This window comes from Moorena producens 3L (assembly GCF_000211815.1).
Taxonomy (GTDB): domain Bacteria; phylum Cyanobacteriota; class Cyanobacteriia; order Cyanobacteriales; family Coleofasciculaceae; genus Moorena; species Moorena producens.
In genome coordinates this window covers 19,350-39,935 of the sequence record NZ_GL890929.1, presented here as the reverse complement: position 1 = coordinate 39,935, position 20,586 = coordinate 19,350, and the positions used below count along the sequence as shown (strand labels likewise).

General features: G+C 42.1%; 22 protein-coding genes. 16 read left to right on the top strand and 6 right to left on the bottom strand.

The window, feature by feature from the left end; translation table 11 throughout:
* The first annotated feature begins 124 nt into the window (after positions 1-124).
* Positions 125-1,099: a M48 family metallopeptidase gene (locus LYNGBM3L_RS16505; RefSeq protein ID WP_008185504.1), complete on the top strand. Its 975-nt coding sequence runs from the start codon at positions 125-127 to the stop codon at positions 1,097-1,099.
* Complete coding sequence (locus tag LYNGBM3L_RS40955) at positions 1,099-1,284, top strand: hypothetical protein (RefSeq protein WP_131827238.1); 186 nt, start codon at positions 1,099-1,101, stop codon at positions 1,282-1,284. Before LYNGBM3L_RS16505 ends, LYNGBM3L_RS40955 begins: the two co-directional genes overlap by 1 nt.
* Here the strand turns inward: LYNGBM3L_RS40955 and larC are convergent.
* The gene (gene larC, locus LYNGBM3L_RS16500; RefSeq protein WP_008185500.1) at positions 1,225-2,664 is read right to left on the bottom strand and encodes a nickel pincer cofactor biosynthesis protein LarC; all 1,440 of its coding nucleotides are present in this window, start codon (positions 2,662-2,664) and stop codon (positions 1,225-1,227) included. The genes LYNGBM3L_RS40955 and larC overlap by 60 nt on opposite strands.
* Before the next feature lie 282 nt (positions 2,665-2,946).
* Here larC and LYNGBM3L_RS16495 point away from each other — a divergent pair, with 282 nt between their 5' ends.
* From LYNGBM3L_RS16495 to LYNGBM3L_RS16465, 7 genes are all read left to right on the top strand, one after another.
* Positions 2,947-3,588 carry an L-threonylcarbamoyladenylate synthase gene (locus LYNGBM3L_RS16495; RefSeq protein WP_008185499.1) on the top strand — a complete coding sequence of 214 codons (642 nt, stop codon included), beginning with the start codon at positions 2,947-2,949 and terminating at the stop codon, positions 3,586-3,588.
* 500 nt (positions 3,589-4,088) lie between these two features.
* Positions 4,089-5,297, top strand: coding sequence for a HetZ-related protein (locus tag LYNGBM3L_RS16490; protein WP_008185497.1), 1,209 nt, complete (start codon positions 4,089-4,091; stop codon positions 5,295-5,297).
* A gap of 382 nt (positions 5,298-5,679) precedes the next feature.
* The gene (locus LYNGBM3L_RS16485; protein WP_008185495.1) at positions 5,680-6,390 is read left to right on the top strand and encodes a PHP domain-containing protein; all 711 of its coding nucleotides are present in this window, start codon (positions 5,680-5,682) and stop codon (positions 6,388-6,390) included.
* Positions 6,391-6,981: 591 nt separating this feature from the next.
* Positions 6,982-7,758 carry a hypothetical protein gene (locus LYNGBM3L_RS16480; RefSeq protein ID WP_008185493.1) on the top strand — a complete coding sequence of 259 codons (777 nt, stop codon included), beginning with the start codon at positions 6,982-6,984 and terminating at the stop codon, positions 7,756-7,758.
* Between the two features lie 377 nt (positions 7,759-8,135).
* Positions 8,136-9,071 carry a hypothetical protein gene (locus tag LYNGBM3L_RS16475; RefSeq protein WP_008185491.1) on the top strand — a complete coding sequence of 312 codons (936 nt, stop codon included), beginning with the start codon at positions 8,136-8,138 and terminating at the stop codon, positions 9,069-9,071.
* A complete protein-coding gene (locus LYNGBM3L_RS16470) occupies positions 9,055-9,819 on the top strand; it encodes an MBL fold metallo-hydrolase (protein WP_008185488.1) in 765 nt (254 codons plus the stop codon). Before LYNGBM3L_RS16475 ends, LYNGBM3L_RS16470 begins: the two co-directional genes overlap by 17 nt.
* Positions 9,820-9,827: 8 nt before the next feature.
* Positions 9,828-10,361, top strand: coding sequence for a hypothetical protein (locus LYNGBM3L_RS16465; RefSeq protein WP_008185486.1), 534 nt, complete (start codon positions 9,828-9,830; stop codon positions 10,359-10,361).
* A gap of 250 nt (positions 10,362-10,611) precedes the next feature.
* Here LYNGBM3L_RS16465 and LYNGBM3L_RS16460 read toward each other — a convergent pair whose 3' ends face one another.
* Positions 10,612-11,694: a metal ABC transporter solute-binding protein, Zn/Mn family gene (locus LYNGBM3L_RS16460; protein ID WP_008185484.1), complete on the bottom strand. Its 1,083-nt coding sequence runs from the start codon at positions 11,692-11,694 to the stop codon at positions 10,612-10,614.
* 124 nt (positions 11,695-11,818) lie between these two features.
* Between LYNGBM3L_RS16460 and LYNGBM3L_RS16455 the strand changes: the two genes are divergently transcribed.
* The 4 genes from LYNGBM3L_RS16455 to LYNGBM3L_RS16440 all read left to right on the top strand — a co-directional run bounded on the left by LYNGBM3L_RS16455 (position 11,819) and on the right by LYNGBM3L_RS16440 (position 14,899).
* A complete protein-coding gene (locus LYNGBM3L_RS16455) occupies positions 11,819-12,538 on the top strand; it encodes a metal ABC transporter ATP-binding protein (protein WP_008185482.1) in 720 nt (239 codons plus the stop codon).
* Positions 12,539-12,711: 173 nt separating this feature from the next.
* The gene (locus LYNGBM3L_RS16450; protein ID WP_008185480.1) at positions 12,712-13,194 is read left to right on the top strand and encodes a DUF2656 domain-containing protein; all 483 of its coding nucleotides are present in this window, start codon (positions 12,712-12,714) and stop codon (positions 13,192-13,194) included.
* Between the two features lie 132 nt (positions 13,195-13,326).
* Positions 13,327-14,220, top strand: a complete 894-nt coding sequence (locus tag LYNGBM3L_RS16445) for a metal ABC transporter permease (protein ID WP_008185479.1) — start codon at positions 13,327-13,329, stop codon at positions 14,218-14,220.
* Between the two features lie 271 nt (positions 14,221-14,491).
* The gene (locus LYNGBM3L_RS16440) at positions 14,492-14,899 is read left to right on the top strand and encodes a DNA adenine methylase (protein WP_008185477.1); all 408 of its coding nucleotides are present in this window, start codon (positions 14,492-14,494) and stop codon (positions 14,897-14,899) included.
* A gap of 30 nt (positions 14,900-14,929) precedes the next feature.
* Here LYNGBM3L_RS16440 and LYNGBM3L_RS16435 read toward each other — a convergent pair whose 3' ends face one another.
* The 3 genes from LYNGBM3L_RS16435 to LYNGBM3L_RS16430 all read right to left on the bottom strand — a co-directional run bounded on the left by LYNGBM3L_RS16435 (position 14,930) and on the right by LYNGBM3L_RS16430 (position 17,034).
* Entirely contained in the window at positions 14,930-15,196 is a 267-nt protein-coding gene (locus tag LYNGBM3L_RS16435; RefSeq protein WP_008185476.1) for a hypothetical protein, read from the bottom strand.
* Positions 15,197-15,541: 345 nt separating this feature from the next.
* Positions 15,542-15,772 (bottom strand): hypothetical protein, encoded by a 231-nt coding sequence (locus LYNGBM3L_RS40950; RefSeq protein ID WP_131827239.1) that lies wholly within the window; start codon positions 15,770-15,772, stop codon positions 15,542-15,544.
* A 110-nt stretch (positions 15,773-15,882) separates the two neighbouring features.
* Positions 15,883-17,034, bottom strand: coding sequence for a linear amide C-N hydrolase (locus tag LYNGBM3L_RS16430; protein WP_081431945.1), 1,152 nt, complete (start codon positions 17,032-17,034; stop codon positions 15,883-15,885).
* A 141-nt stretch (positions 17,035-17,175) separates the two neighbouring features.
* Here LYNGBM3L_RS16430 and LYNGBM3L_RS40945 point away from each other — a divergent pair, with 141 nt between their 5' ends.
* The gene (locus tag LYNGBM3L_RS40945; RefSeq protein ID WP_131827240.1) at positions 17,176-17,370 is read left to right on the top strand and encodes a hypothetical protein; all 195 of its coding nucleotides are present in this window, start codon (positions 17,176-17,178) and stop codon (positions 17,368-17,370) included.
* Between the two features lie 156 nt (positions 17,371-17,526).
* Here the strand turns inward: LYNGBM3L_RS40945 and LYNGBM3L_RS16425 are convergent, their stop codons facing one another.
* The gene (locus LYNGBM3L_RS16425; RefSeq protein WP_008185472.1) at positions 17,527-17,808 is read right to left on the bottom strand and encodes a tellurite resistance TerB family protein; all 282 of its coding nucleotides are present in this window, start codon (positions 17,806-17,808) and stop codon (positions 17,527-17,529) included.
* Between the two features lie 626 nt (positions 17,809-18,434).
* Here LYNGBM3L_RS16425 and LYNGBM3L_RS16420 point away from each other — a divergent pair.
* Positions 18,435-19,412: an NAD-dependent epimerase/dehydratase family protein gene (locus LYNGBM3L_RS16420; protein WP_008185470.1), complete on the top strand. Its 978-nt coding sequence runs from the start codon at positions 18,435-18,437 to the stop codon at positions 19,410-19,412.
* Between the two features lie 342 nt (positions 19,413-19,754).
* Positions 19,755-20,420, top strand: a complete 666-nt coding sequence (locus tag LYNGBM3L_RS16415) for a class I SAM-dependent methyltransferase (protein ID WP_008185468.1) — start codon at positions 19,755-19,757, stop codon at positions 20,418-20,420.
* Positions 20,421-20,586 lie beyond the last annotated feature (166 nt).

The following is a 20,586-nucleotide window of genomic DNA, read 5'->3' as shown; positions in this document are numbered from 1 at the left end:
TTAGGTGTTAGGTTTTAGGTGTTAGGTTCTGGGTTTTGGGTTTAGTACTTAATACCTAGTACCTAATGTCTAATGTCTAATGCCTAATGCCTAAAGAACTAGACCACTAAAGTACTGGACTACTATGGCCACCTATCCCGGAATTTCCAGCGAAGCCTTCAAACACCCCCTTGACCAACAAGCAGAGCAAGCGTTACGCAGTGTCCCTGGTTTTGACTTAGTTTCTCGTAAGTTTGTGGAATTTCTTTACGAGCGTCCCCAGTTTGTCTATCTGATGGGGAACAGTATCAAAGTCGGACCGCGCCAGTATGCCAATATTTATCACTTATTTCGAGAATGTGTTCGGGATTTAGATGTAAATCCCGAACCAGCCCTATTTGTTAGTCAAAACTCTCAGGTTAATAGCTATGCTTTAGGTCAAGACAATCCTTACATCGTTGTAAACACTGGCTTATTAGACTTACTCAATGAAGCAGAAATTCGTACTATCCTGGCTCACGAATTAGGACATATCAAGTGCGGTCACACCATCTTAATTCAGATGGGTATTTGGGCAATGAATGCTGCCTCTATTTTAAGTGAAATGACCTTTGGCTTAGGGAATATCGTCAGCACTGGCTTACTTTTCGCTTTTTATGAATGGCGTCGCAAAGCTGAATTATCCGCTGACCGTGCTGCCTTACTAGTGATAGATGACCTGAAGACTGTGATGCAAACGATGATGAAAGTGTCTGGTGGGAGTGCTAAGCATCTACAGGAATGCAGTCTTGATGAATTTATCCGTCAATCAGAAAATTATCAAGAACTAGACCAAGACAGTCTCAATCAAATCTATAAGTTTTTACTCTATAATGGTGGTATTAATCGTCAATTTCTGAGCCATCCCTTTCCAGTTGAACGCATACACTACCTGCGAAAGTGGGCAAATTCCGAGGAATATCGCCAAATTCGTCAGGGCAATTATCAACGTGTTACCAAAGAGGGAGCAGTTGACGTTGACTCGAATCCACCATCGAACAACTCAGTGAATGAAGCGGAACAGTTGCAGCGTCAAATCCAGGAATTGCAACGGGAAATTAATCGCATCAAGAAGAAATAATGTCAGCTGTCAGCTGTCAGCCGTCAGCTGTCAGCCGTCAGCTGTCAGCTTACCTGGAAACCCGACTCCCAACTCCGGACTCCCGATTCCCGACTCCCGACTCCCGATTCCCCACTCCCTACTCCCTACTCCCTACTCCCTGCTCCCTTTGCTTGATGTTGAGAATACCAAGTAGAGAGTGCTAAGTGATGTACTTCTAACCAAGAGCAGTTATTTTCCTTGGCTAACTTAGCGCAATCTTGGTATTCTGGGTGGACATTCATAATCGTTTTGTGAGGTGAGCGATCGCTCCAAGCCACTTTCACACTAATTTGGCCATACTTAGTCTGTACCTGCTGGATTTCCCGAGGTAAGATCGCTCTTTGCTGAGTCAGACGTCGCACTCCTAAGGTAGTGGTTTCTCGGAATAATACTGCCTGACAGGCCTCTAGATCTTGAGGATGACAGATCACACTCAGGAGGATACCGGGTCGAGATTTCTTCATGCCAATAGCTTGAGTGAACACATCCACAGCACCAGCGTTAAATAACTCTTGGAATACATAGCCAATGGCTTGAGGATTGAGATCATCAATTTGAGTCTCTAGGACTGAGATAGTTTCTAGGGAAGAGTTAGCAGAAGAAGAGTTAGCAGAAAGGGGTGACTGGTGTAGGGTTTGTGGGGGTAAGTTTGACGGTTTAACCTTGAACTTGCCAACATTAACAGCTTCTGAGGACTCACCAATCCACAATCGCAACATATTGGGAATGGGTAATTGTCGAGAACCGGCACCATTACCTATTTTTTGGATAGTCATTGCTGGTGGTGAACCAAAGCTAGTGGCTAAGGTAACGGCAATCGCTGCTCCTGTTGGTGTTACTAATTCCCGCTCAATCCCATTACTGTAAACTGGCACCTGACGGGATTCCCACAATTTCAGTACTGCTGGTACTGGCACCGGTAGCCGACCATGAGCTGCCCATACTGTACCGCCACCAGTGGGGAGTGGGGAACAATAGATTTGGTCAATTCCTAGCCAATCTAAGCCTAAGCAAGTACCAACTATATCGATAATGGCATCAGTAGCGCCTACTTCATGGAAGTGAACCTTGTCTGGGGAAATACCATGAACGGCTCCTTCGGCTTCTGCTAGTTTCCGGAAGATAGCAAGAGTCCACTGGGATACTCTTGAGGGTAATTTTCCTGCTGTAATTAATTTTTCTATGTCTGGTAAGTGTCGTGTGGGATGATGATTATGATTCTGCTCAGGTGTACTGATCTCTGTTATGCCTGACCTGTGTTGATGATGGTGTTCATGGCCGTGTTCATGGTGGTGTTCATGGCCGTGTTCCTGTTGATGGTGATCATGCTTATAGTTTTGATCTGGTAAATCTACATCAACTTTGGTTGCCAACTGACCATTGTGGTGTACTTGGCTAAGTCTTAAGTGATACTCTTGCTCAATTCCGAGTCCTGCTAGCTTGTCCACTAAATATTCCCACGGTACACCCGCAGAAACTAGTGCTCCTAGGCACATATCACCAGCAATTCCAGTGGGACAATCTAAGTAAGCTAGCTTTGTCATTCTAGATCTTCTTGATTAAGACAAATTAATTAAAACAAATTAATTAAGACAAAAGGATTTGGAGCAATTCATCCCCCACAAACCCTACAGGTCTATATCAGGGAATTATGGCCAGATCTTGCTAACTATACTGACATCTGAGTCAGAAAAAGCCAAACTGGCAACACACTTAGGTCGGAGTAGTTTTTAATCCTTTGGCAGAACCGTGTCTATGTCTGGCCTTGGTGAATTTTCCCAAGGCTAGGCTTTAGCAATTCAATATTGACGAATTCAACAATATTTATGGCTACTATTTATACTATCCATCCGGAAACACCTCAAATACGTCGAATAGAGAAAATAAGAGAGTCTCTGGAAGATGGTGCAGTGATGCTCTATCCCACTGACACTGTCTATGCCATTGGTTGTGATGTACATGTGAAGTCCGCAGTGCAACGAGTTAGGCGTTTGAAGCAACTATCCAATGATAAACCCCTGACGTTTTTGTGTTCGTCTCTGTCCAATATTGCTAAATATGCTCGGGTAAGTGATCCAGCTTACCGGATTATGAAGCATTTGATTCCGGGACCCTATACGTTCTTGTTACCAGCAACCAAGTTAGTACCTAAGCTGGTGATGAGTCCCAATCGTAAAACTACTGGTATCCGAGTCCCAGATCATAACGTTTGTCAGGCGTTGCTTTCAGCTCTAGGTCATCCAATTATTTCTACCTCAGCTCATCTACCGAATCAGGATGGTGACACTCCAACGGTGGGATTGGAACGGGCTAAACTATTTGATGCTCTCGATGGTCTAGTAGACATCATTGTGGACAATGACTTAGAACCGGGATTTCAAGTCTCAACTATCCTCGACCTGACTAGTTCAGAACCGATGATGGTGCGGCAGGGTTTGGGATGGGATGAAGCGATCGCTTGGATTTAGCTAGTGCTTTAGCTAGTGATTAACTAGTCAGCTCAGGTTGGGAGGAAGCGATCGCTTGGATTTAGCTAGTGCTTTAGCTAGTGATTAACTAGTCAGCTCAGGTTGGGTAATGAGAGCATCAAGCACTACTTGACTACAACAAAACCTTAGTCGTTTACGGAAAAGTCATCACTAGTTCAGTCAGTTTCTGGATTGACCACTCCTCAGGTTTTGGTCATCCTGAATCATCTTGATGGTTGAAAGTATTGAACGCTATATATAGTAAGCATTTCAGCGTTATGTAATCCTACGGAAACTACAGGAGTGCTGGGGGTCACAACTAGTCAGCTTAGAGTAGTCACACACTCACCGAACCAGGGCTAGACTCACGAGTCTACATTTAGGGTGGACAAGGACAAAGGACAGCGGACCACTCCAAGGTTTGTAGATCACATTCACACACATTTCCTCTGTTGCTTGTTTAATGGCAATTCTGTGAATCTATTTTTGGGGGCAATACCATGCAAGTTAAAACGGTTACTAATAATCAAAATTCCGCCACTAACAATCAGGCTCCGGAAATTACTCTAGATAATCAAAACCAAAACTTGACCCAGGTCTTAGTGGAGGAACTCCAGTCGGAAATTGGAACTAAATCCAGGAGTATTCAAGCGGTTGCCCACCGGATCACCTTGGAGGTAGAACGGATTTGTACTAAGAGCGATCGCATCCAGAATTCCGGTGAAATTGATACTTGGAAGTTGAATCTAGCACGTCATCGACTGCACAAATGTCTGTCATACTACAAACTAGGTTCTCGGCAGGGTCGTGTGGAACTCCATAGTAACCTGAGTACCATGGTTTATCGCCATGTGGCACCGTCCCAATCTCAGTTAAACTTTTCTGCTCGATACAATTTGATTGAGGACTTTTTACAGGACTTTTACGCTGAGTGCCTCAAAGCCTTCCGCCGGGAAAATCCTGTCGATTCTGACTACACTCCCCGTACCCAGCTAGAACTAGCAGAGTACATGGGCTTTAGTGAGCAATATGCTAAGCGACGCATTACCCTACGTGGTCGCGGTAGCCAGCAGTTGATTGTACTCAGAGCACAAAGCTTTTCCCGACGTCAGCCTAATGAAACCCCTGTGGATATTGAACAGGCTGTGGAGTATGGTAGGGATGAAGAAGCCCAAGAGCACAACCGTTCAGCTACTGCACAACAGGTACGTTCAAACCTGATTGAGAAAACCATTGACCCCAGCGATGCTGTTTTACGCGATCGCATTATCTCTGAGTTGATCAAATACCTAGAGTCTAACGGTCATAATGACTGTGCTGATTATCTAGTGCTAAAGCTACAAGACCTGGCTGCACCAGAGATTGACGAAATCATGGGTCTGACACCCCGTCAGCGGGATTATCTACAACAGCGCTTTAAATACCATGTAGAAAAGTTCTCTCGTTCAGCTCAGTGGAAACTGGTACACCAATGGCTAGGAGCAGACCTGGATCAAAAACTAGGGATGTCATCGAAGCAGTGGGATATCTTTGTGGCCCAACTCGATAGCCAACAGCTAGCGTTACTGCCCCTGAAACAGGCGCAAAAGAGTGATAAAGAAATTGCCAAAGCTCTCAAGTGTACCCAAAAACAAGTGCAAAAGCGCTGGACTAAGGTTTTGGAACTAGCTTGGAAGACTCGTAACTCAGAAATTGGCCATGGTAATTAGACTTAAATCTCCTTCTGCAACCAAGTAAGGAGGAGAGTTAGGTAAAGCTTAAGTAGTTAAGCCAACACCGACAAAGTATTAAGTTTGCTATGGTTATGTTAACAATTGAAAACTCGTACCGCGTATTTCTATTTATTTTTATTCTAGGTTTTAGGCTAATGGAGTTCGGGATTAGGTACACCAGGGGCAGTTGAGAGCTTTCGTGCTCAAGTCGGGGCGCTTCATACGCTTGTCAGAAGCATAGAGCGATTTAACCTAGAGCGATTTAACCTAGAGCGATTTAACCTAGAGCGATTCAACCATTGGCCTAGACCCTTAAAAGTATTTCGCGGCTGCAGATCCAATCTGGTCAATCAACCTATAGTCATTACAGTAAGTATCTATGGTAGTCAATATTGCTCAAGGGTCTGCTTCACCTAAGATAGCAGCAAAAAATCAACAAGCTCTCCGGCAAGTGTGGGAAACGATTGAGCCTGATAGCTGTCCCTATCGCTACAATTTTCATATGCACACCATTTACTCTGATGGTCGGCTCAAACCGGAAGAGTTGATTAAGCAGGCAATTACCATTGGTCTTAAGGGACTTGCCATAACCGATCACCACTCCGTTGCTGGTTATCAAGTTGCTCAAGCTTGCATAGAAAAATGGCAGCAGGAGTCATCTTTCTGTGATTCATTACCCCACTTCTGGACTGGTGTCGAAATTACCGCCAAACTCCTTAATGATGACGTTCATATCCTTGGCTATGCTTTTGAGCCAGAACATCCTAGTTTAAAGCGCTATTTCACTGGAACCGCACCGACCGGTAATGATGCTAAGGCTGGTGCAGTGATTGATGCTATCCATCAGGCCGGTGGTTTAGCAGTGTTGGCTCATCCAGCCCGTTACCGCAAGTCAGCAGATGAGTTAATTACTGCTATAGCCCACTTAGGCATTGATGGTGTTGAAACTTACTATGCCTACACTAATCCTGAACCCTGGCAACCTAGTCCAAAACAAACTAAGCTTGTGTTGCAGTTGAGTGCTACCTACAATCTATTTAATACCTGTGGCACTGATACTCATGGGTTAAGCTTGCTCAAGCGTATTTGAAAGGGAAATCTAATTAGACTTCTGTGGTTGTAGTTGGTATCACTAAACAACAACTTCAGCCGTAAACTGGTATACATTTAGCGATACATTTACAAGTGTCATTTGAGATCTAATTCTCATCTCAGAGGTTGACTGGTTACGGCTGGGTTGTTATGAAGGCTGGGCTATCTTAAGCCGTGGGGGAAATGGGATGCTCCAAAAGAGCCGCTACGGGAACGCAAAAGCAGCAGAATAAAGCATAAAAACTTTCCGCTCATCTATTCGATACATATAATAGTTAATTTCTCAACGTCTATTAATTGACTGATATTTCCTATTGATGGTACTTTTCGCATCCATACTGTGACTAGCTTTATATTTCTGGGAATTATATAACTAAGCCTGAGATAGCTCAGGTAGCTAGGGCTTGAGACTATAGCTCCAGCCACGACCGTTTAAGCCATTACATGGTGATTGGCAGTCGGAAAATCAGCTGGATAAGTTTCAGCTCAAACTCTGAATTGAGAAAGTGGTGCGACAGGCGCGATGTTCTGTCGCCAAGGGAACGCGCACCAAGAGATAGGAAGGAAAAAACCGTTTTTGGAGAAGACTATGATTAAGCCAGAAAAAGATTTTTGCTTCTGTACTTTAGCTCTCCGTAGTAAGTATCGCTTTCTTGCCAAAGAACTAGCAGGAGATTTAGAAAAGTATGCTCCAGGAAAATTATTAATAGTTGCCACCGATGATGTCAAGGATTTTGATAACTGTAAGAACGTTTTAGCGTTTAAACACCAGCAAACAGGAATTCTTCATTGTTATCATGACAAACGCTTTGAGATTGAGAAGGCTTTGTCAAAGTTTCCTGTCGCCATACAAATTGATGCTGACACCAGGATTATAGGTAGCTTACCTGAAACTATTGAAGTACTGCCTGGAATTACAGCAGGACATCAAGGAAATATTATCGAGCATATACAAAACTATAATCCAGAAAGATTAAAGCCCCTTAAACAGATAGCCTCTAAGTTAGATATCTGCTTAGACAAAGCAATTTATATAGGAGAATCTTTATTTTTTGTTTCTAGAGATGGTGGCAAAGAAAAAGAATTTATTAAACAATGGGGTATGATCGGGCGCTATTTTGAGTTACAAGGTATTCATGGTGGCTCAGGTATTACCTTAGGACTGGCTGCTGCTAAAGCAGGATTCACTATTAGCAGAAGTTCTAGCTGGGACAGGATTAATGAAGTCAAAAAACATCTAGATGCTTCTCATGAGAAAAAACAGAAAACGTTTTGGGCTTCCTTGAAACGCAAACTGGGCTATCACTATAATTTTAATCGAGCCAGAGTAGCAGCATTAAAAGATTTTGAATTTTACTACCGATAATATAGCTATCAAGTGGGTGAGGTACTTTCGTTTTAGGGAGTAGGTTTTAGGGAGTAGGTTTTAGGGAGTAGGGAACTTCCGATCAGGGAACTTCCGATCAGGGAACAGCGATGTAGTAAGGTCTTGGGAGTAACCCCCAAGACCTCACTGGCGTGGTTCCACGGGGCTGTGTGCCGAACACCTCGATTCTCATGATAGAGACACTACGTGAAAGCAAACAACCCCAAAAGCATTAGGGACGACATTAATAAGCCATTTGCTTCTTGAACAATAATGCAATCAGTGCCTATATAGGAATCCGTGTAGAAGTTGTAAAATGATTTAGGGTTCCTATATATTTTTTATGGGGAGAGCCTTTCCATTGTATAGTAGTACCAATGAAAAGGATCACTGCAGTTATGGATACGGTCGTTATTCTAGCTTATTTTAATTTTTCAAATAGTGAATCCAGGTATATTGCTCTTGTCAAATCACTAGCTTGCTTAAGGAACCAAAAAGTTGATATAATCCTGGTTTGTTATGGCTTAGATACTGACAGTATTGTTTCCTCGGAGAATCTTAAAATCATCAAGATTCCCTCGGCTTCCGTAATTTGGCAAAAAGAAAGATTCTATAACGTAGCGTTATCCCATTTGAATGAAAAGCATAAATATGTTGTTTGGGCTGATGCAGATCTCGTTTTTACTAACAAGGGTTGGGAAGAGCAATTAAAAGATAAACTGGAAAACTACCGACTGGTTCAGATCTTCAATCGAGTCGAAGATGTAAAGCTTGAGAATGGCCATTTTTCCCTAACTGGACTTAGCCGCAAATCCGTGGTCACGAGTTTCAATCGTGATATTACAGTTAAAGATTATTTCAGTAAAAGTGGCATCAGCTTAAGTCTTGGATGTAATCCGGGCTTTGGATGGGCGGCAAAGGCAGCCACCATAACAGAGATAGGCTTCCCCGACTTTATGATTTTGGGGGGTGGCGACAAGGTTTTATTGGCCTCTGCTATGGGATATCATTCGACTCTTCTAAAGACGCTTTTTTTTAATCATACGTTTTATAATCTATATCATTCTTGGGGAGACAAAGTTTTTCATACCATTAAAGGAGGAGTTTCTTACCTAGAAAATACGATTTATCATATTGTTCAGGGAGATTATAAAAATCGTCGCTATTCTGATCGCCACAAATTAATTCAGGATGATAATTTTGCGATCGCTGATTATCTTACAATTAATGAATATGGAGCATGGCAATGGCGTAACGAAAACAACGAGTATGCTGTAAAAATCAAGAGATACTTTGATGAAAGAGGAGACTAAAGCCTTGGAAATCGTCTTTTATGGAACTTCTGGTTGGTTTGACAGCACATCAGGTGCTACCAATTGTGTAGGGGTATTTGTAAATGAGAGAGATATTGTTTTATTTGACTTAGGCACTGGGGTTAGAAAAATAGACAGAGAAAGCGTTCGTGGTAAAAATGTTACTGTTATGCTTTCACACCTACATTTAGACCACTGTTATGGGCTACATATTTTACCGATGTTCCAGCCTGCTTCCCTGACAATTGTCATCCATGAAAGTCTAAAGAGTTACTTGGAGACTTTGTTTTCTTTTCCGTTTGTGAAACCGAGGGATAAACTAGGATTTCCTATTGAGATTAGAGTTGCTAAAGATACAACCTTGAATTTCGATAATTTTACCATAAAGACTCAAGCATTAAAACATAATACTCCAGTCATCGGCGCTCAATTACACTTAGACAACACATCTATTTGTTATTGTGTTGATACCATTTTATGCGATTCTCTCTTGAGTATAACTAAGGATTGTGATATTCTCATTGCTGAATCTTGCCCGGTTGGAGGAAAGAAAACAAATGGATTTCATCTTGACATAGAACAACTTAAGACAGTGCTAACTGCTACCCATGCTGAGAAGGCGATCATAACTCATTTTGGGGCTCGACAGTATCCAGATCTTAAAACCAAAGAGTTGCTGTTTACATATATAAAGGATTTTCATCACAATATCGTTATGGCTTACGATGGTCTGGTTATCCGGAGTTGAGATAACTTATGTTTTCAAATGTTTTTGTTTTATGTACCGGAAGATGTGGCTCTACAACATTTGCTAAAGCCTGTCAGCATATTCAAAACTATACAGTATCTCACGAATCTAGAATATCTTTGATAGGAGATCAGCGCCTTCAATATTCTCAAAATCATATTGAAGTAGATAATAGGTTGTCGTGGTTTCTCGGTTCCTTGGAAAAAAAATATGGAGATTGTGCTTTTTATGTACATTTAAAGCGGGATATCATGTCAACGGCTAAAAGTTATGCAAAACGCCTAGATAGTCCTATAATTAAAGGTTACTCAGAATCAATAATCCTTCCTAAACAGTTTAATTACGAACGACTTGATATTTGTATTGATTACTGTAACACCGTCAATGCTAATATTGAATTGTTTCTCAAAAACAAAAGTCATAAAATGGAATTTAACCTAGACAATGCTCAGGAAGATTTTGGAAGATTTTGGAGCTTAATTAGTGCTCAAGGAAATTATGCTATGGCCGTAAAAGAGTGGGAAAAGAAATATAATGCTTAGGCGTTCCTGAAAATTAAATCGTTATTACACCAACCGTCAGCTGATGATATAAGCCGATAGAGATGTTTCCTGTGTTGGGCGATCGCCTCTACAAAACTGGCGGATTTAGTGGCAACGGTATTCGAGGAAAATTATAGCGTTTATAGGACTCATGACTTACAAATGGATCCCCCTAAATCCCCCTTAAAAAGGGGGACTTTGAGGTTAATAATTGTACCTCATACATGCAATTAACGCTATATATCAGCAATCATTTAGCAGCTTTGGCAGCAAAAGAAGAACAATTTCCCCCCAAACCATCTACAATGGCACAGGTATTGCTAGTAATCATGCCAATATAAGTTCCAGTATCACTCCCTTTTTCTCCTAGACCATCTGCAAATAACTTTTGGTCTGAGAGTTTAACCTTTGCTTCTCTGGCGACAGTGCCAATAACCTTATCATTTGTTGTTACTTCGGCGAAAATTGTTGGTACCTTACTTTTCTTAATCTTCTGTACCAGTTCTTTCACCCGTGCTGCTGTCGGTGCTTCTTCTGCGCTAAGCCCTTGCAACGCATCAGAATCAGAAAAACCGTAAGCGTTAATGTAGTACCCTAGGGCATCATGGGTAGTAATTAGTTGGCGTTGCCCTTTGGGTATGGTAGCAACTTGTGCTTTGACCCAAGCATCCAACTGTTCCAGTTCAGTGGTTAGCTGTTTGGCATTCTTGGCATACAATTCCTGATCATCTGGGTTAAGTGCTGCCAGTTGGCTACGAATTACTTCTGCCATCTTGATACCATTTTGGACATCATGCCAAATATGGGGGTCGGGCTCTAGTTCCTCATCACTGTGAGCGGATCCTGTCTTTTCTTCCTCATGGTCATGGTGATCATCATGGTGATCCTTATGGTGATCCTTATGGTCATCCTTTTCTTGCTCATGATCATCGTGGTGATGTGCTTCCGCCATAATTGGACTAGGCACAGCTTGATCATGCACCGCTATTTTAGGAGCTGGTGTATTAGTGGCTTGAACTAATTTAATAACTTCTGGTTCAAAGTCGTAGCCACCGTATAGAACTAGTTGGGCTTGCTCTAGGGATTGGCGAGCTAAGGTGGTAGCTTTGTAGGTATGAGGGTCTTGACCTGGTTCAATCAGACAGGCCATATCAATGGTATCTTGGGCAATTTCTGTTGTTAAGTCACAAAGCACACTGTAGGATGCTACCACTAGTGGCTTCTCCCTTGATGAGGTTTCACTGCTTTGACTACAACCACCTAGTGCTACCCCAAGGGCGACAGCAGCACTAGCTAAGATGCTAGGAAGTTTAACTGGTAAGGGTTTCAGCATAGATCAACCCGTTTAAATTAGTAGGGATCAAGAACAAGAATCATTTTACAAGGCTTAGCTGAGAACGACAATCAGTTGCAGGCACGTTAAACTATGATATCGGTAGTCGTTCTCACAAAACCTAATGTTAGAAGTCCATAACCTAGGAGTCTGTTACCGAGACACTTGGGCTATTTGTGATATATCCTTCTCCCTCCAGCCAGGACAATTAACTGGTTTACTGGGGCCCAATGGTGCTGGCAAAAGTACTATGGTGAAGGCGATGCTGGGACTGATTCCAGCAGTGAATGGGGTAGTGAAATTGGCAGCCCGTCCCCTCCGGAGTCAATTAAAACGAGTCGCTTATGTTCCTCAGCGATCGCAAATTGATTGGGACTATCCGATTACGGTATGGAATGTAGTGATGATGGGTCGTACAGTCCACACCGGTTGGTTTAGGTCTCCTAGTCGCCAATCTAAGGAAATTGTTAAGAATGCGTTAGAACGGGTGGGTATGTTCGAGTATCGCCACCGTCAAATTGGCGAACTCTCTGGTGGACAGCAGCAGCGGGTATTTTTAGCGCGGGCTCTAGCTCAACAAGCGGAGTTATTATTTTTTGATGAGCCATTTGTGGGCATCGACAAAAAGACGGAAGACATTATTTTTGAGGTTTTTAGTGAACTTAAATCCCAAGACAAAACCTTACTAGTGATCAGCCATGACTTAGGAGAAACCTTAGCTCATTATGATCAACTCCTTTTATTGAATAAGCAACTGATTGCTGTGGGTTCAAGGGCCCAAGTGCTGACACCGGAAAACCTGAGCAAGGCTTATGGTAAGGTGATGAGTTTGGCCGCAGCTTGAGGGCTGAGTGTTGAGTGCTTAGTTCTGAGTGCAGAGCCTGCTAAGTCTGTCAGTCCCAGAGTAGGAGAGTAATACATGTTAGATAGGGTTCACTGTTCAGCAATGAACCCAACCTAATATATACTGATTCTTGCTGGGCTGGAAAATTGATCAAACAGGATATCACAGGACTTATGACTGACTCTCAAACTGGTCGGATGTTGCTTTCCCATAACTTTGAACTATCAGAAGATAGTTTTCCTGAACTAAACCGGGAAGAATTCACTCAGGTATTTGCTGAAGGATTAAGTAACTATCCATCCTTAAAGTGTCGTAAATTAGATCATCCCCATTGGATGGTTGAAATTTTATTCCCTACTCAAGAGTTTACTGCACCTAAAGTTGGAGAATTGTGTGCTCAAGCTCTAGTAGAGAAGCGGATTAGTCAAAAAAAGGGGGATTTTTTGCCAGATATCTTAATATTAGGAGGTTTAAAGAAAACTCCACCCTTAAGTAATTCTCCTGATACTCTCCAAACCGGAGAATGGGGAGTTGATGTTGTAGAAACGACCTCAGCAGAGCAATTTTTAACAGCCCTAGGATGGGAGGATAAAACAGCTGGTAAAACCATTGACAATGTTTTCAAGATTGAAAAAATAAATAATACTTCATCCTAAATTTAAATCAATTATCATTAGTTGGTTATAATTATAGGTTTCCTAAATCAATTGTGATAATTTTTGATCCCAAGTTCCCGACTCCCGACTCCCGACTCCCGACTCCCGACTCCCTACTCCCTTTTATTTACTATGAATTGGCTGATTGAGCCCCTAGGTTTTGAATTTATGCGGAATGCGATCGCAACGGCTGTGCTGTTGGGGATATTAGGCGCAGTGGTAGGCAGCTACTTAATAGTACAACAAATGAGCCTGATTAGTAGTGTGATTGCCCATTCGGTTTTACCTGGTCTCTCAATCGCATTTTTTTTAGGAATAAATATCTCTATTGGTGCATTGATTGTAGGTATCATTAGCGCTTTAGTTGTAGCGGTGATTCCTAAGCGTACCCGAGTCAAAGTCGATGCAGCAATGGCGTTGACCCTCAGCAGTTTTTTAGGCTTAGGAGTCATCCTAATTACGGTTCTGAAAACTAACCAACTTGACTTAGAAGATATTCTTTTTGGTGACATCTTAGGGGTGAGACCAGCAGATGTCTGGCAAACCCTGGTGATTACAGGAGTAATTTTAGTATTAACCAAGTTGTTCTATAAAGAGCTATTATTCTATACCTTTGATCCCTTGGGAGCCCAAGCTAGCGGTTTACCGGTAAAACTAATTTATTTCGGGTTAATCTTGGCGATTACTCTCACCATTGTCGCCAGTATGCAGACGGTAGGGGTGTTGCTGGTTATTTCTCTGTTAATCGGACCCGCGACTACCGCTTATTTATTAGTCAAAGAATTACATCATATGATGGGTTTAGGCTCAATGATTGGAATTATTTCCAGTGTCAGTGGCATGTATATAAGCTATTATTTTAATTGGCCATCAGGTCCAGCAATTGTAATGGTAATCTTTAGCTTATTTTTCCTGGCATTTTTGTTTAGCCCAACCCAAGGTATTCTAACGGAGCCAGCGATAGCAGGTCGCCCGGCTAAGTTATTGACTTTGCTGAAAGAATTATTGAGATCGAATCGAGGGTAAGCTATCAGCAATCAGCAATCAGCAATCAGCAATCAGCAATCAGCAATCAGCAATCAGCAATCAGCAATCAGTTGACAGCTGACGGCTGATTGCTGCTGACTATATTGCCAATCATCTAGTGTCACCCTTCGCAGTAGAACTTCAATCAATATCTTGACCTTCTTGCGGTAGTCTTAGACTTGCATAAGTACTATGAGTAGATTTATATCTCCAACAATCCTCTTGCAGAGGTCTTCGGATTACCAGGGTCAGCGCAATAAAGGATAAGCCAATGACTCAACTTGAGCTATTTAATACTGCCTCTCTCACCAGTCCTAAAAAAGTCATCAATGTAGCCAGTGTCCCCCAACGTAGCCCATTTCGCTATGCTGGTGGTAAAACTTGGCTAATACCCCAAATTCGCCAATGGTTGTATAATAAAGGTGGTACAGACAAGGAACTTTTTGAACCTTTTGCTGGTGGAGGTATAGTCAGTCTTACTGCTGCTTTCGAGAATTTAGTAGGTAGAGTGACTATGGTAGAAAAAGATGAAGGGGTTGCTGCTGTGTGGCAGGTGATTTTAGGTGGTGGTGCCGAATGGCTAGCTGAAACTATTGTCAACTTTCATCTAACTCCACAGAGTGCTAAGCAAGCTATTGTGAGCTTGACGAGGGGCTTACGATCCAAGCTCGAATCGTGAAACCCGCGAATTTGGAATGACCAGGAATCTTTATAACTCCGATGCTGAAAGTCGCCCTTCCATTGGCTCGTATTCATCTTCTAACAGCCAAGTTTGGGTTTCATCATAGGTTGCTCCACTAAACACAACCTTGTAATTCTCAGCAGGATCGTACACACAACAACTACCTGATGAATTACCCAGTAACAGCAGGATGTAGGGAGGGGATAGCATGGGGTCAATCCAAACTTCAGCGAAATCCCAATCACTATTGGCTGGGTCGAGTACGGGGAATAACATGGTATTGGTTTTTTCCATCTATCTTCACGAAGAGCAATCGCCTCCACCCCCCAGAGCATTTGCTGTGATAAATGCTTAGGAAACCAAGCAAGCTCAAGAACTCCAGCACTTTTGTGCTTACCAGACTAACCGTCAATTAATGATGGGTTACGCTATCACTAACCCATCCTACTGGACTTACTAATTACTACACCCGGGAACGAGGTTGATTTTAAGCTGACTGCTGACTGCTGACTGCTAAATGCTTACCCTTCTCCTTTAAGCATTTTCACTATAATCCCAATAATTTTACTAATATCACTGATGTAATAGTTATCATTATTGATATAAGCGACATTTTTCTCAAGCTTAAGGAACCTCGATTTATCTCCTTAGGTGCGCTTTCCGTTGGCGAATTAAATTCGCCACGGGTCGCACCTCTTGTAACTGCACCATATACACAGGGTAACTCATGATTGGCTTTTGCCTGGGATAGCCTGACCCAAACGATGTTGGCGTAGCCTTCCCGAAGGGTAGCCGATGCTCTGGGGCGACTCCTTCGGGAAGGTTAATTAGCCACGCCAAGGCTTGTCTTAGCTGGGTTTCGTACCTCAAGCTAGCCTAGGATGGGACTACTGAGCTTATAGCAACCGAAGTATAGTTTAGGACAGAGTATTTTGGTTGAAAGGGAGTAGGGAGTAGGGAGCAGGAAGCAGAAATATGTCTTAAGCTTTACATCGACTGCTATACCGGACAAGGCAGAAATCTGGAAGGTCTTCAATTGGAATTCCCTCATCGCAGGGGCCAGTAAACTTGAATGCCTCTGCTTCAATAAAATCACCAGTAACATTACCGACTAGATCATAGTTTCCTGAGAGTTCCAACTTCTTGACTGGTGCTCCTTCTTTCAAGTCATCTGCTGTCAGCTCGACCCAAATAATATTGGGGGATAAAGTGGATTCAAAGTAATAAACTTTGCTAAGGTGATTTGCTGCTGTTCGCCAAATGGTAGTGGAAATATTGGGTTGTTCTGGATCACTTGCTCCGAATGGAACTGATACATTGCGCATGACCGACATTACATTGGCCAGTGTTTGTCTGTCGGACTGAGGAGTAGGTAGATTCTTTAGGTAATAGCTCGCTCGTACATACCTGTCAGCTGCTCGGCGTGTTCCAGGTAGCATAGCATCGCCACCTACTGATTCCCAATAACCATTGAGTGCTATTTGCTCGTCGTAGATAGGAGAGTTGGTCATCACCGCAAATTCCTTTCCATGGTGAATAACCAGCTTGCCTTCGAGGTGTTCAAAGATAGCCGAGTCACCCAGTGGATCTGAAAGAGAAAAATGGAGTGTAGGGGGATGGGCGAGACCGCTGTCGCTAGGAAGCGGTGAGGCAACGACTTGTAACTCATCGTTCTCCAATGCACTTACCGCTTCCTGAACCGTTGCAAAATTGTCCAAAATATACTGAGTATATGCTGACCATGATATTCCCTCACGGGAGGTGTCACGCTCGCCGAAATCTGCTTCGCCAAGATACAGCATATTTGCCATCAAGCCTTTTTCATTCAACCCATCAGCAGTAGCTGTATCGAAGCCAGCAGCGATCACACTTCCATATTTTGACTTCCACTCAACAGAATTCTTACCTACTACCCCATCTCGCTCCATTCCAGCCGGAAACATCCATAGATTGGATTTAATGTCTTCATACCAATCCATACTGCGGCCAGTGACAGCATAGGTCGGTGTGACGTCTTTTGTATAAGACGCATGAAGGACCCGTGAACATGCTTGAGCATCACTCAAAAAAACCAGATTTATGATTAACCCACAGATCAATAATGCTTTGAGAGTTCGCACAATGAAGTGCATAACTTATTCCTCCTGTGTTTATGCATGTAGATTGCACCAGTAATAAAATGTATCAGATCCTGCCAAATTTCTCTAGACCTCGCCACTAGTGATCGCGCCACCATCCCAACCCAGCCTTGAGAACCTCGCAACTCAAAGGACTTGGACTCACGAGCAAGCGCTACCATAATCAGCATCTGTGACCTTGGCGACTGGGAGTCAGAGCGGGGCGATCGCCCCGCTCTGACTCCCAGTGACAAACGGTACCTACGACCTGGGATGCCTAACGGCTTTGAGGGCAGCAGCGCGAGACTAGCTTTGGAGAAAAAGCGATCCTTTCCCCTACCCATTCGCTAGGGTAAGGGGTTGGGAATTCCTTAATTCTATAAGGGCGATTATGTTGTTGAAATGTAACTAATTCAACAACATAATTACTCTCAATTGAGGTACTCCTAATCCCCAAAGCTTGATTGCGATCGCCAATCCTGCGAGCAGCCACTAACAATAACAAGTCTAATAAGGGATGCCTTCAGGGAACATTACAGCAATCCGTTTTTTTCGCATCTCAGCTTCGGACATGCAAATTTCCTCAATCTGATTAACGACATCTTCTTCAATGCCAAGATATTGGGCCATTTTGTGGACTGATGCCTGTTCATCCGGATGATATTCTGCATCAGCAGCACAAGCCTTAATGGCCGCATAAATAATCGCACGACGACCGTTTTTGTCTAGAGTGGGGGCCTGGGCAAGAACCTCAAGTAGATCATCATCTGCCGGGTAATCTTTTGCCATGTCATACTCGGTATTGCTATGGTAACAGGCAGAAAGACATAGCTAGTGTTGTTTATTTTCTTTCCCAAGATGGTGCATCATTTATGACTGGAGCGCTGATTCCGATAGATGGCGGACTCACGTCTCAGACTCAATCATTATCATCCCTCAATGTTTCGGATACTTAAGCCCAAAAAAAACCTCAAAACGGGAGATTAATATAAGATGCTTCTAACTCAGAAGCATTAGCTAAGCTCCTCCCAAGGAGGCTCACTTCATCTTCGACCATGGGCTCTTGAGTCTTTTTAGCGTGGTCTCGCTTGTTTTTTCGACTTTGGTTTATGCTTCGGTGTGAATAACTCCCATCCCTGTCTGCTCCAGAGAGTAAAACAATATTCAAGCCGGAGGCAAATAGGAGCGTCCTATAATATAATGATAATGACAATATTTAATTATTGCTGTTTTTTATGATCATTATCACTTAAAATTATTTCTATCCTTGGAGGTATTTACAAAATTCCTTCGCTTTTGAAAAGCTTTTAGCTTTGTTTGACTCCTAGCCCTTACAGCTTTCTTAGCTCATCACAGAAGATTATTCTTGAACAATTACGTTTTTAATCTGTGTTGTTGTTGATCTATATTTATAAATGCTAAAAGATATCTTAAGCAATAAAGTATGGCTCGTAACTGGAGCGAGTGGATATGTAGGTGGGGAATTATGTAAAAAAATTAAAACAGAGTATCCTTCTATTTATTTTATAGCAACAGATGTAAACACTCCCAGCCACAATTTATATGATGATTTTATCATCGGCTCTTTGGAAAATTTTGAGAATACAGTAGTTCATAAAATATTAACAAGCAAAATTGATTTAGTAATCCATCTAGCAGGTGTTGCCGTTGAAGGATGGTGCTTTAAAAATCCTCTGGTAACCTGTGAATACAACATACGTGCAGTCTATATTCTCTTAGAAGCTATACGAAAAAGTATTTATCCATGTCATCTAATTTTGAGTACAACAGATAAGGTTTATGGACGAGATGCAACTCAAATAAACTCCTATTTTGAAGACGAGCCTTTGTTAGCAAAAAGTATCTATGAAACCTCTAAAGTCTGTGCAGATTTGTTAGCGCAATCGTTTTACTTTACTTATAAAGTACCGTTAAATATTTTACGTTTTGCTAATCTTTATGGAGGGTTAGATAGGAAGAGTTCACGTCTAGTACCACGTACTATACAAAGATTGCAAAACGGTCTACCTCCTGAATTACGTTTAACCAATAATGGTCAGGAATATACACGGGATTTTATTCATATATCAGATGCTATTGAAGGTATTATCATGGTAGCCAAAGCTTCATTAGAGTCAAATTCCAATATTATCGGTGAAATTTTTAATATTAGTAGTGGTAAGGAGTATAGGATAAGAGATATCATAGATATTATTATTAGTATTTTCCAACCAGGAGTGAAATATGTGGAGGTTAAAGGAGGAGTAAACTATTCAGAGATTGTCAATCAGTGCGCTAGTAATAATAAGATGAAACAGGTGTTAGGATGGGAGCCTAAAATTTCTTTAAAAGATGGGTTAATAATGATTAGAGATGAGTATGGTCAAGAGTAAATCCTTGCTGGGGGGGCGACATGCAATCTGACATCGATACTGGCTAATAATTTCAGCCCATAAGGTATAAAAAAATACATGCTGTTTTGGGCAGACCTTGGACGTAGTTATAAGGGTCCGGATCTTCATGACAATGAAAGGAGGGTCAATTGGCGACTGTATCGAGTATGAGCTCATTGGCATCAAAGCTTTATATAGTCAGATTTTGAGAGCTGATGTCGCCCCTGAAGCGACTCAACACACTTAAACGTGTATTCTTAGGTTCCCAAATTTCCTAACTGACCAATTTATGTCAACAATAATAATTAAAGCAGTGTATGAAAAATTTGAGAGTAATCCCTGATGTCTAGTACAACATTTGGACTCCACGGTAAGCTTTATGAGTACTTTCACTCAGTTTCTTTACGAGAAGCGGAAATTTTGACTCAACTCAGACAAGAAACCGCACAACATCCTATGGGTGTAATGCAGATTGCCCCAGAACAGGGGCAGTTTATGGCACTACTGATACAGCTAATGGAGGCAAAGAAAACTCTGGATATAGGAGTATTTACAGGGTATAGTTCTCTAGTAGTAGCATTAGCATTACCACCAGATGGTAAAGTAGTTGCTTGCGATACTAGTGAAGAGTATACTGCGATCGCTCGTCGCTACTGGCAAATGGCAGGAGTGGCTGAAAAAATTGATCTCCACATTGCACCAGCATTGGAAACTCTAGACCGTTTACTAGCAGACTTTCAAGGTGGTACATTTGATTTTGCCTTCATTGATGCTGATAAAGCTAACTATGATAGCTACTATGAGCGTTGCATTGAATTAGTTCGCCCAGGTGGACTAATTTTGATAGATAATGTGCTCTGGTTAGGTAAGGTAGCCGATCCGGAAATAACAGATAATAGAACCGAGTCTATTCGTGCTCTTAATCAGAAAATCCAACAAGATCAAAGAGTAACTATTAGTCTGGTACCGATCGCTGACGGCTTAACCCTAGCGCTGAAACGTCCTTAGAGAACCAGGGTAAGGGCAAGAATAAATCAGGAGGCATTATTATCAACAATATTGATAAAACAGTGCGATAGTCCTGAGAATCAAGGATTAACCCTTTTCTGTCACTCTCCGGTTATAATAAGTAGAAAAAGAAAAAAAAGAAACTCTACAAGGTAAGCACAGCAAT

What these genes read in the sequence shown, in the direction of transcription:
- LYNGBM3L_RS16475 (WP_008185491.1), top strand. Translation starts at nt 8,136, where the DNA reads ATGAAAAGGATCACTGCAGTTATGGATACGGTCGTTATTCTAGCTTAT.
- LYNGBM3L_RS16415 (WP_008185468.1), top strand. Translation starts at nt 19,755, where the DNA reads ATGTCTAGTACAACATTTGGACTCCACGGTAAGCTTTATGAGTACTTT.
- LYNGBM3L_RS16455 (WP_008185482.1), top strand. Translation starts at nt 11,819, where the DNA reads ATGTTAGAAGTCCATAACCTAGGAGTCTGTTACCGAGACACTTGGGCT.
- LYNGBM3L_RS16460 (WP_008185484.1), bottom strand. Translation starts at nt 11,694, where the DNA reads ATGCTGAAACCCTTACCAGTTAAACTTCCTAGCATCTTAGCTAGTGCT.
- LYNGBM3L_RS16425 (WP_008185472.1), bottom strand. Translation starts at nt 17,808, where the DNA reads ATGGCAAAAGATTACCCGGCAGATGATGATCTACTTGAGGTTCTTGCC.
- LYNGBM3L_RS16420 (WP_008185470.1), top strand. Translation starts at nt 18,435, where the DNA reads ATGCTAAAAGATATCTTAAGCAATAAAGTATGGCTCGTAACTGGAGCG.
- LYNGBM3L_RS16440 (WP_008185477.1), top strand. Translation starts at nt 14,492, where the DNA reads ATGACTCAACTTGAGCTATTTAATACTGCCTCTCTCACCAGTCCTAAA.
- LYNGBM3L_RS16505 (WP_008185504.1), top strand. Translation starts at nt 125, where the DNA reads ATGGCCACCTATCCCGGAATTTCCAGCGAAGCCTTCAAACACCCCCTT.
- larC (WP_008185500.1), bottom strand. Translation starts at nt 2,664, where the DNA reads ATGACAAAGCTAGCTTACTTAGATTGTCCCACTGGAATTGCTGGTGAT.
- LYNGBM3L_RS40955 (WP_131827238.1), top strand. Translation starts at nt 1,099, where the DNA reads ATGTCAGCTGTCAGCTGTCAGCCGTCAGCTGTCAGCCGTCAGCTGTCA.
- LYNGBM3L_RS16430 (WP_081431945.1), bottom strand. Translation starts at nt 17,034, where the DNA reads ATGCACTTCATTGTGCGAACTCTCAAAGCATTATTGATCTGTGGGTTA.
- LYNGBM3L_RS16435 (WP_008185476.1), bottom strand. Translation starts at nt 15,196, where the DNA reads ATGGAAAAAACCAATACCATGTTATTCCCCGTACTCGACCCAGCCAAT.
- LYNGBM3L_RS16480 (WP_008185493.1), top strand. Translation starts at nt 6,982, where the DNA reads ATGATTAAGCCAGAAAAAGATTTTTGCTTCTGTACTTTAGCTCTCCGT.
- LYNGBM3L_RS16490 (WP_008185497.1), top strand. Translation starts at nt 4,089, where the DNA reads ATGCAAGTTAAAACGGTTACTAATAATCAAAATTCCGCCACTAACAAT.
- LYNGBM3L_RS16465 (WP_008185486.1), top strand. Translation starts at nt 9,828, where the DNA reads ATGTTTTCAAATGTTTTTGTTTTATGTACCGGAAGATGTGGCTCTACA.
- LYNGBM3L_RS16470 (WP_008185488.1), top strand. Translation starts at nt 9,055, where the DNA reads ATGAAAGAGGAGACTAAAGCCTTGGAAATCGTCTTTTATGGAACTTCT.
- LYNGBM3L_RS16450 (WP_008185480.1), top strand. Translation starts at nt 12,712, where the DNA reads ATGACTGACTCTCAAACTGGTCGGATGTTGCTTTCCCATAACTTTGAA.
- LYNGBM3L_RS16485 (WP_008185495.1), top strand. Translation starts at nt 5,680, where the DNA reads ATGGTAGTCAATATTGCTCAAGGGTCTGCTTCACCTAAGATAGCAGCA.
- LYNGBM3L_RS16495 (WP_008185499.1), top strand. Translation starts at nt 2,947, where the DNA reads ATGGCTACTATTTATACTATCCATCCGGAAACACCTCAAATACGTCGA.
- LYNGBM3L_RS16445 (WP_008185479.1), top strand. Translation starts at nt 13,327, where the DNA reads ATGAATTGGCTGATTGAGCCCCTAGGTTTTGAATTTATGCGGAATGCG.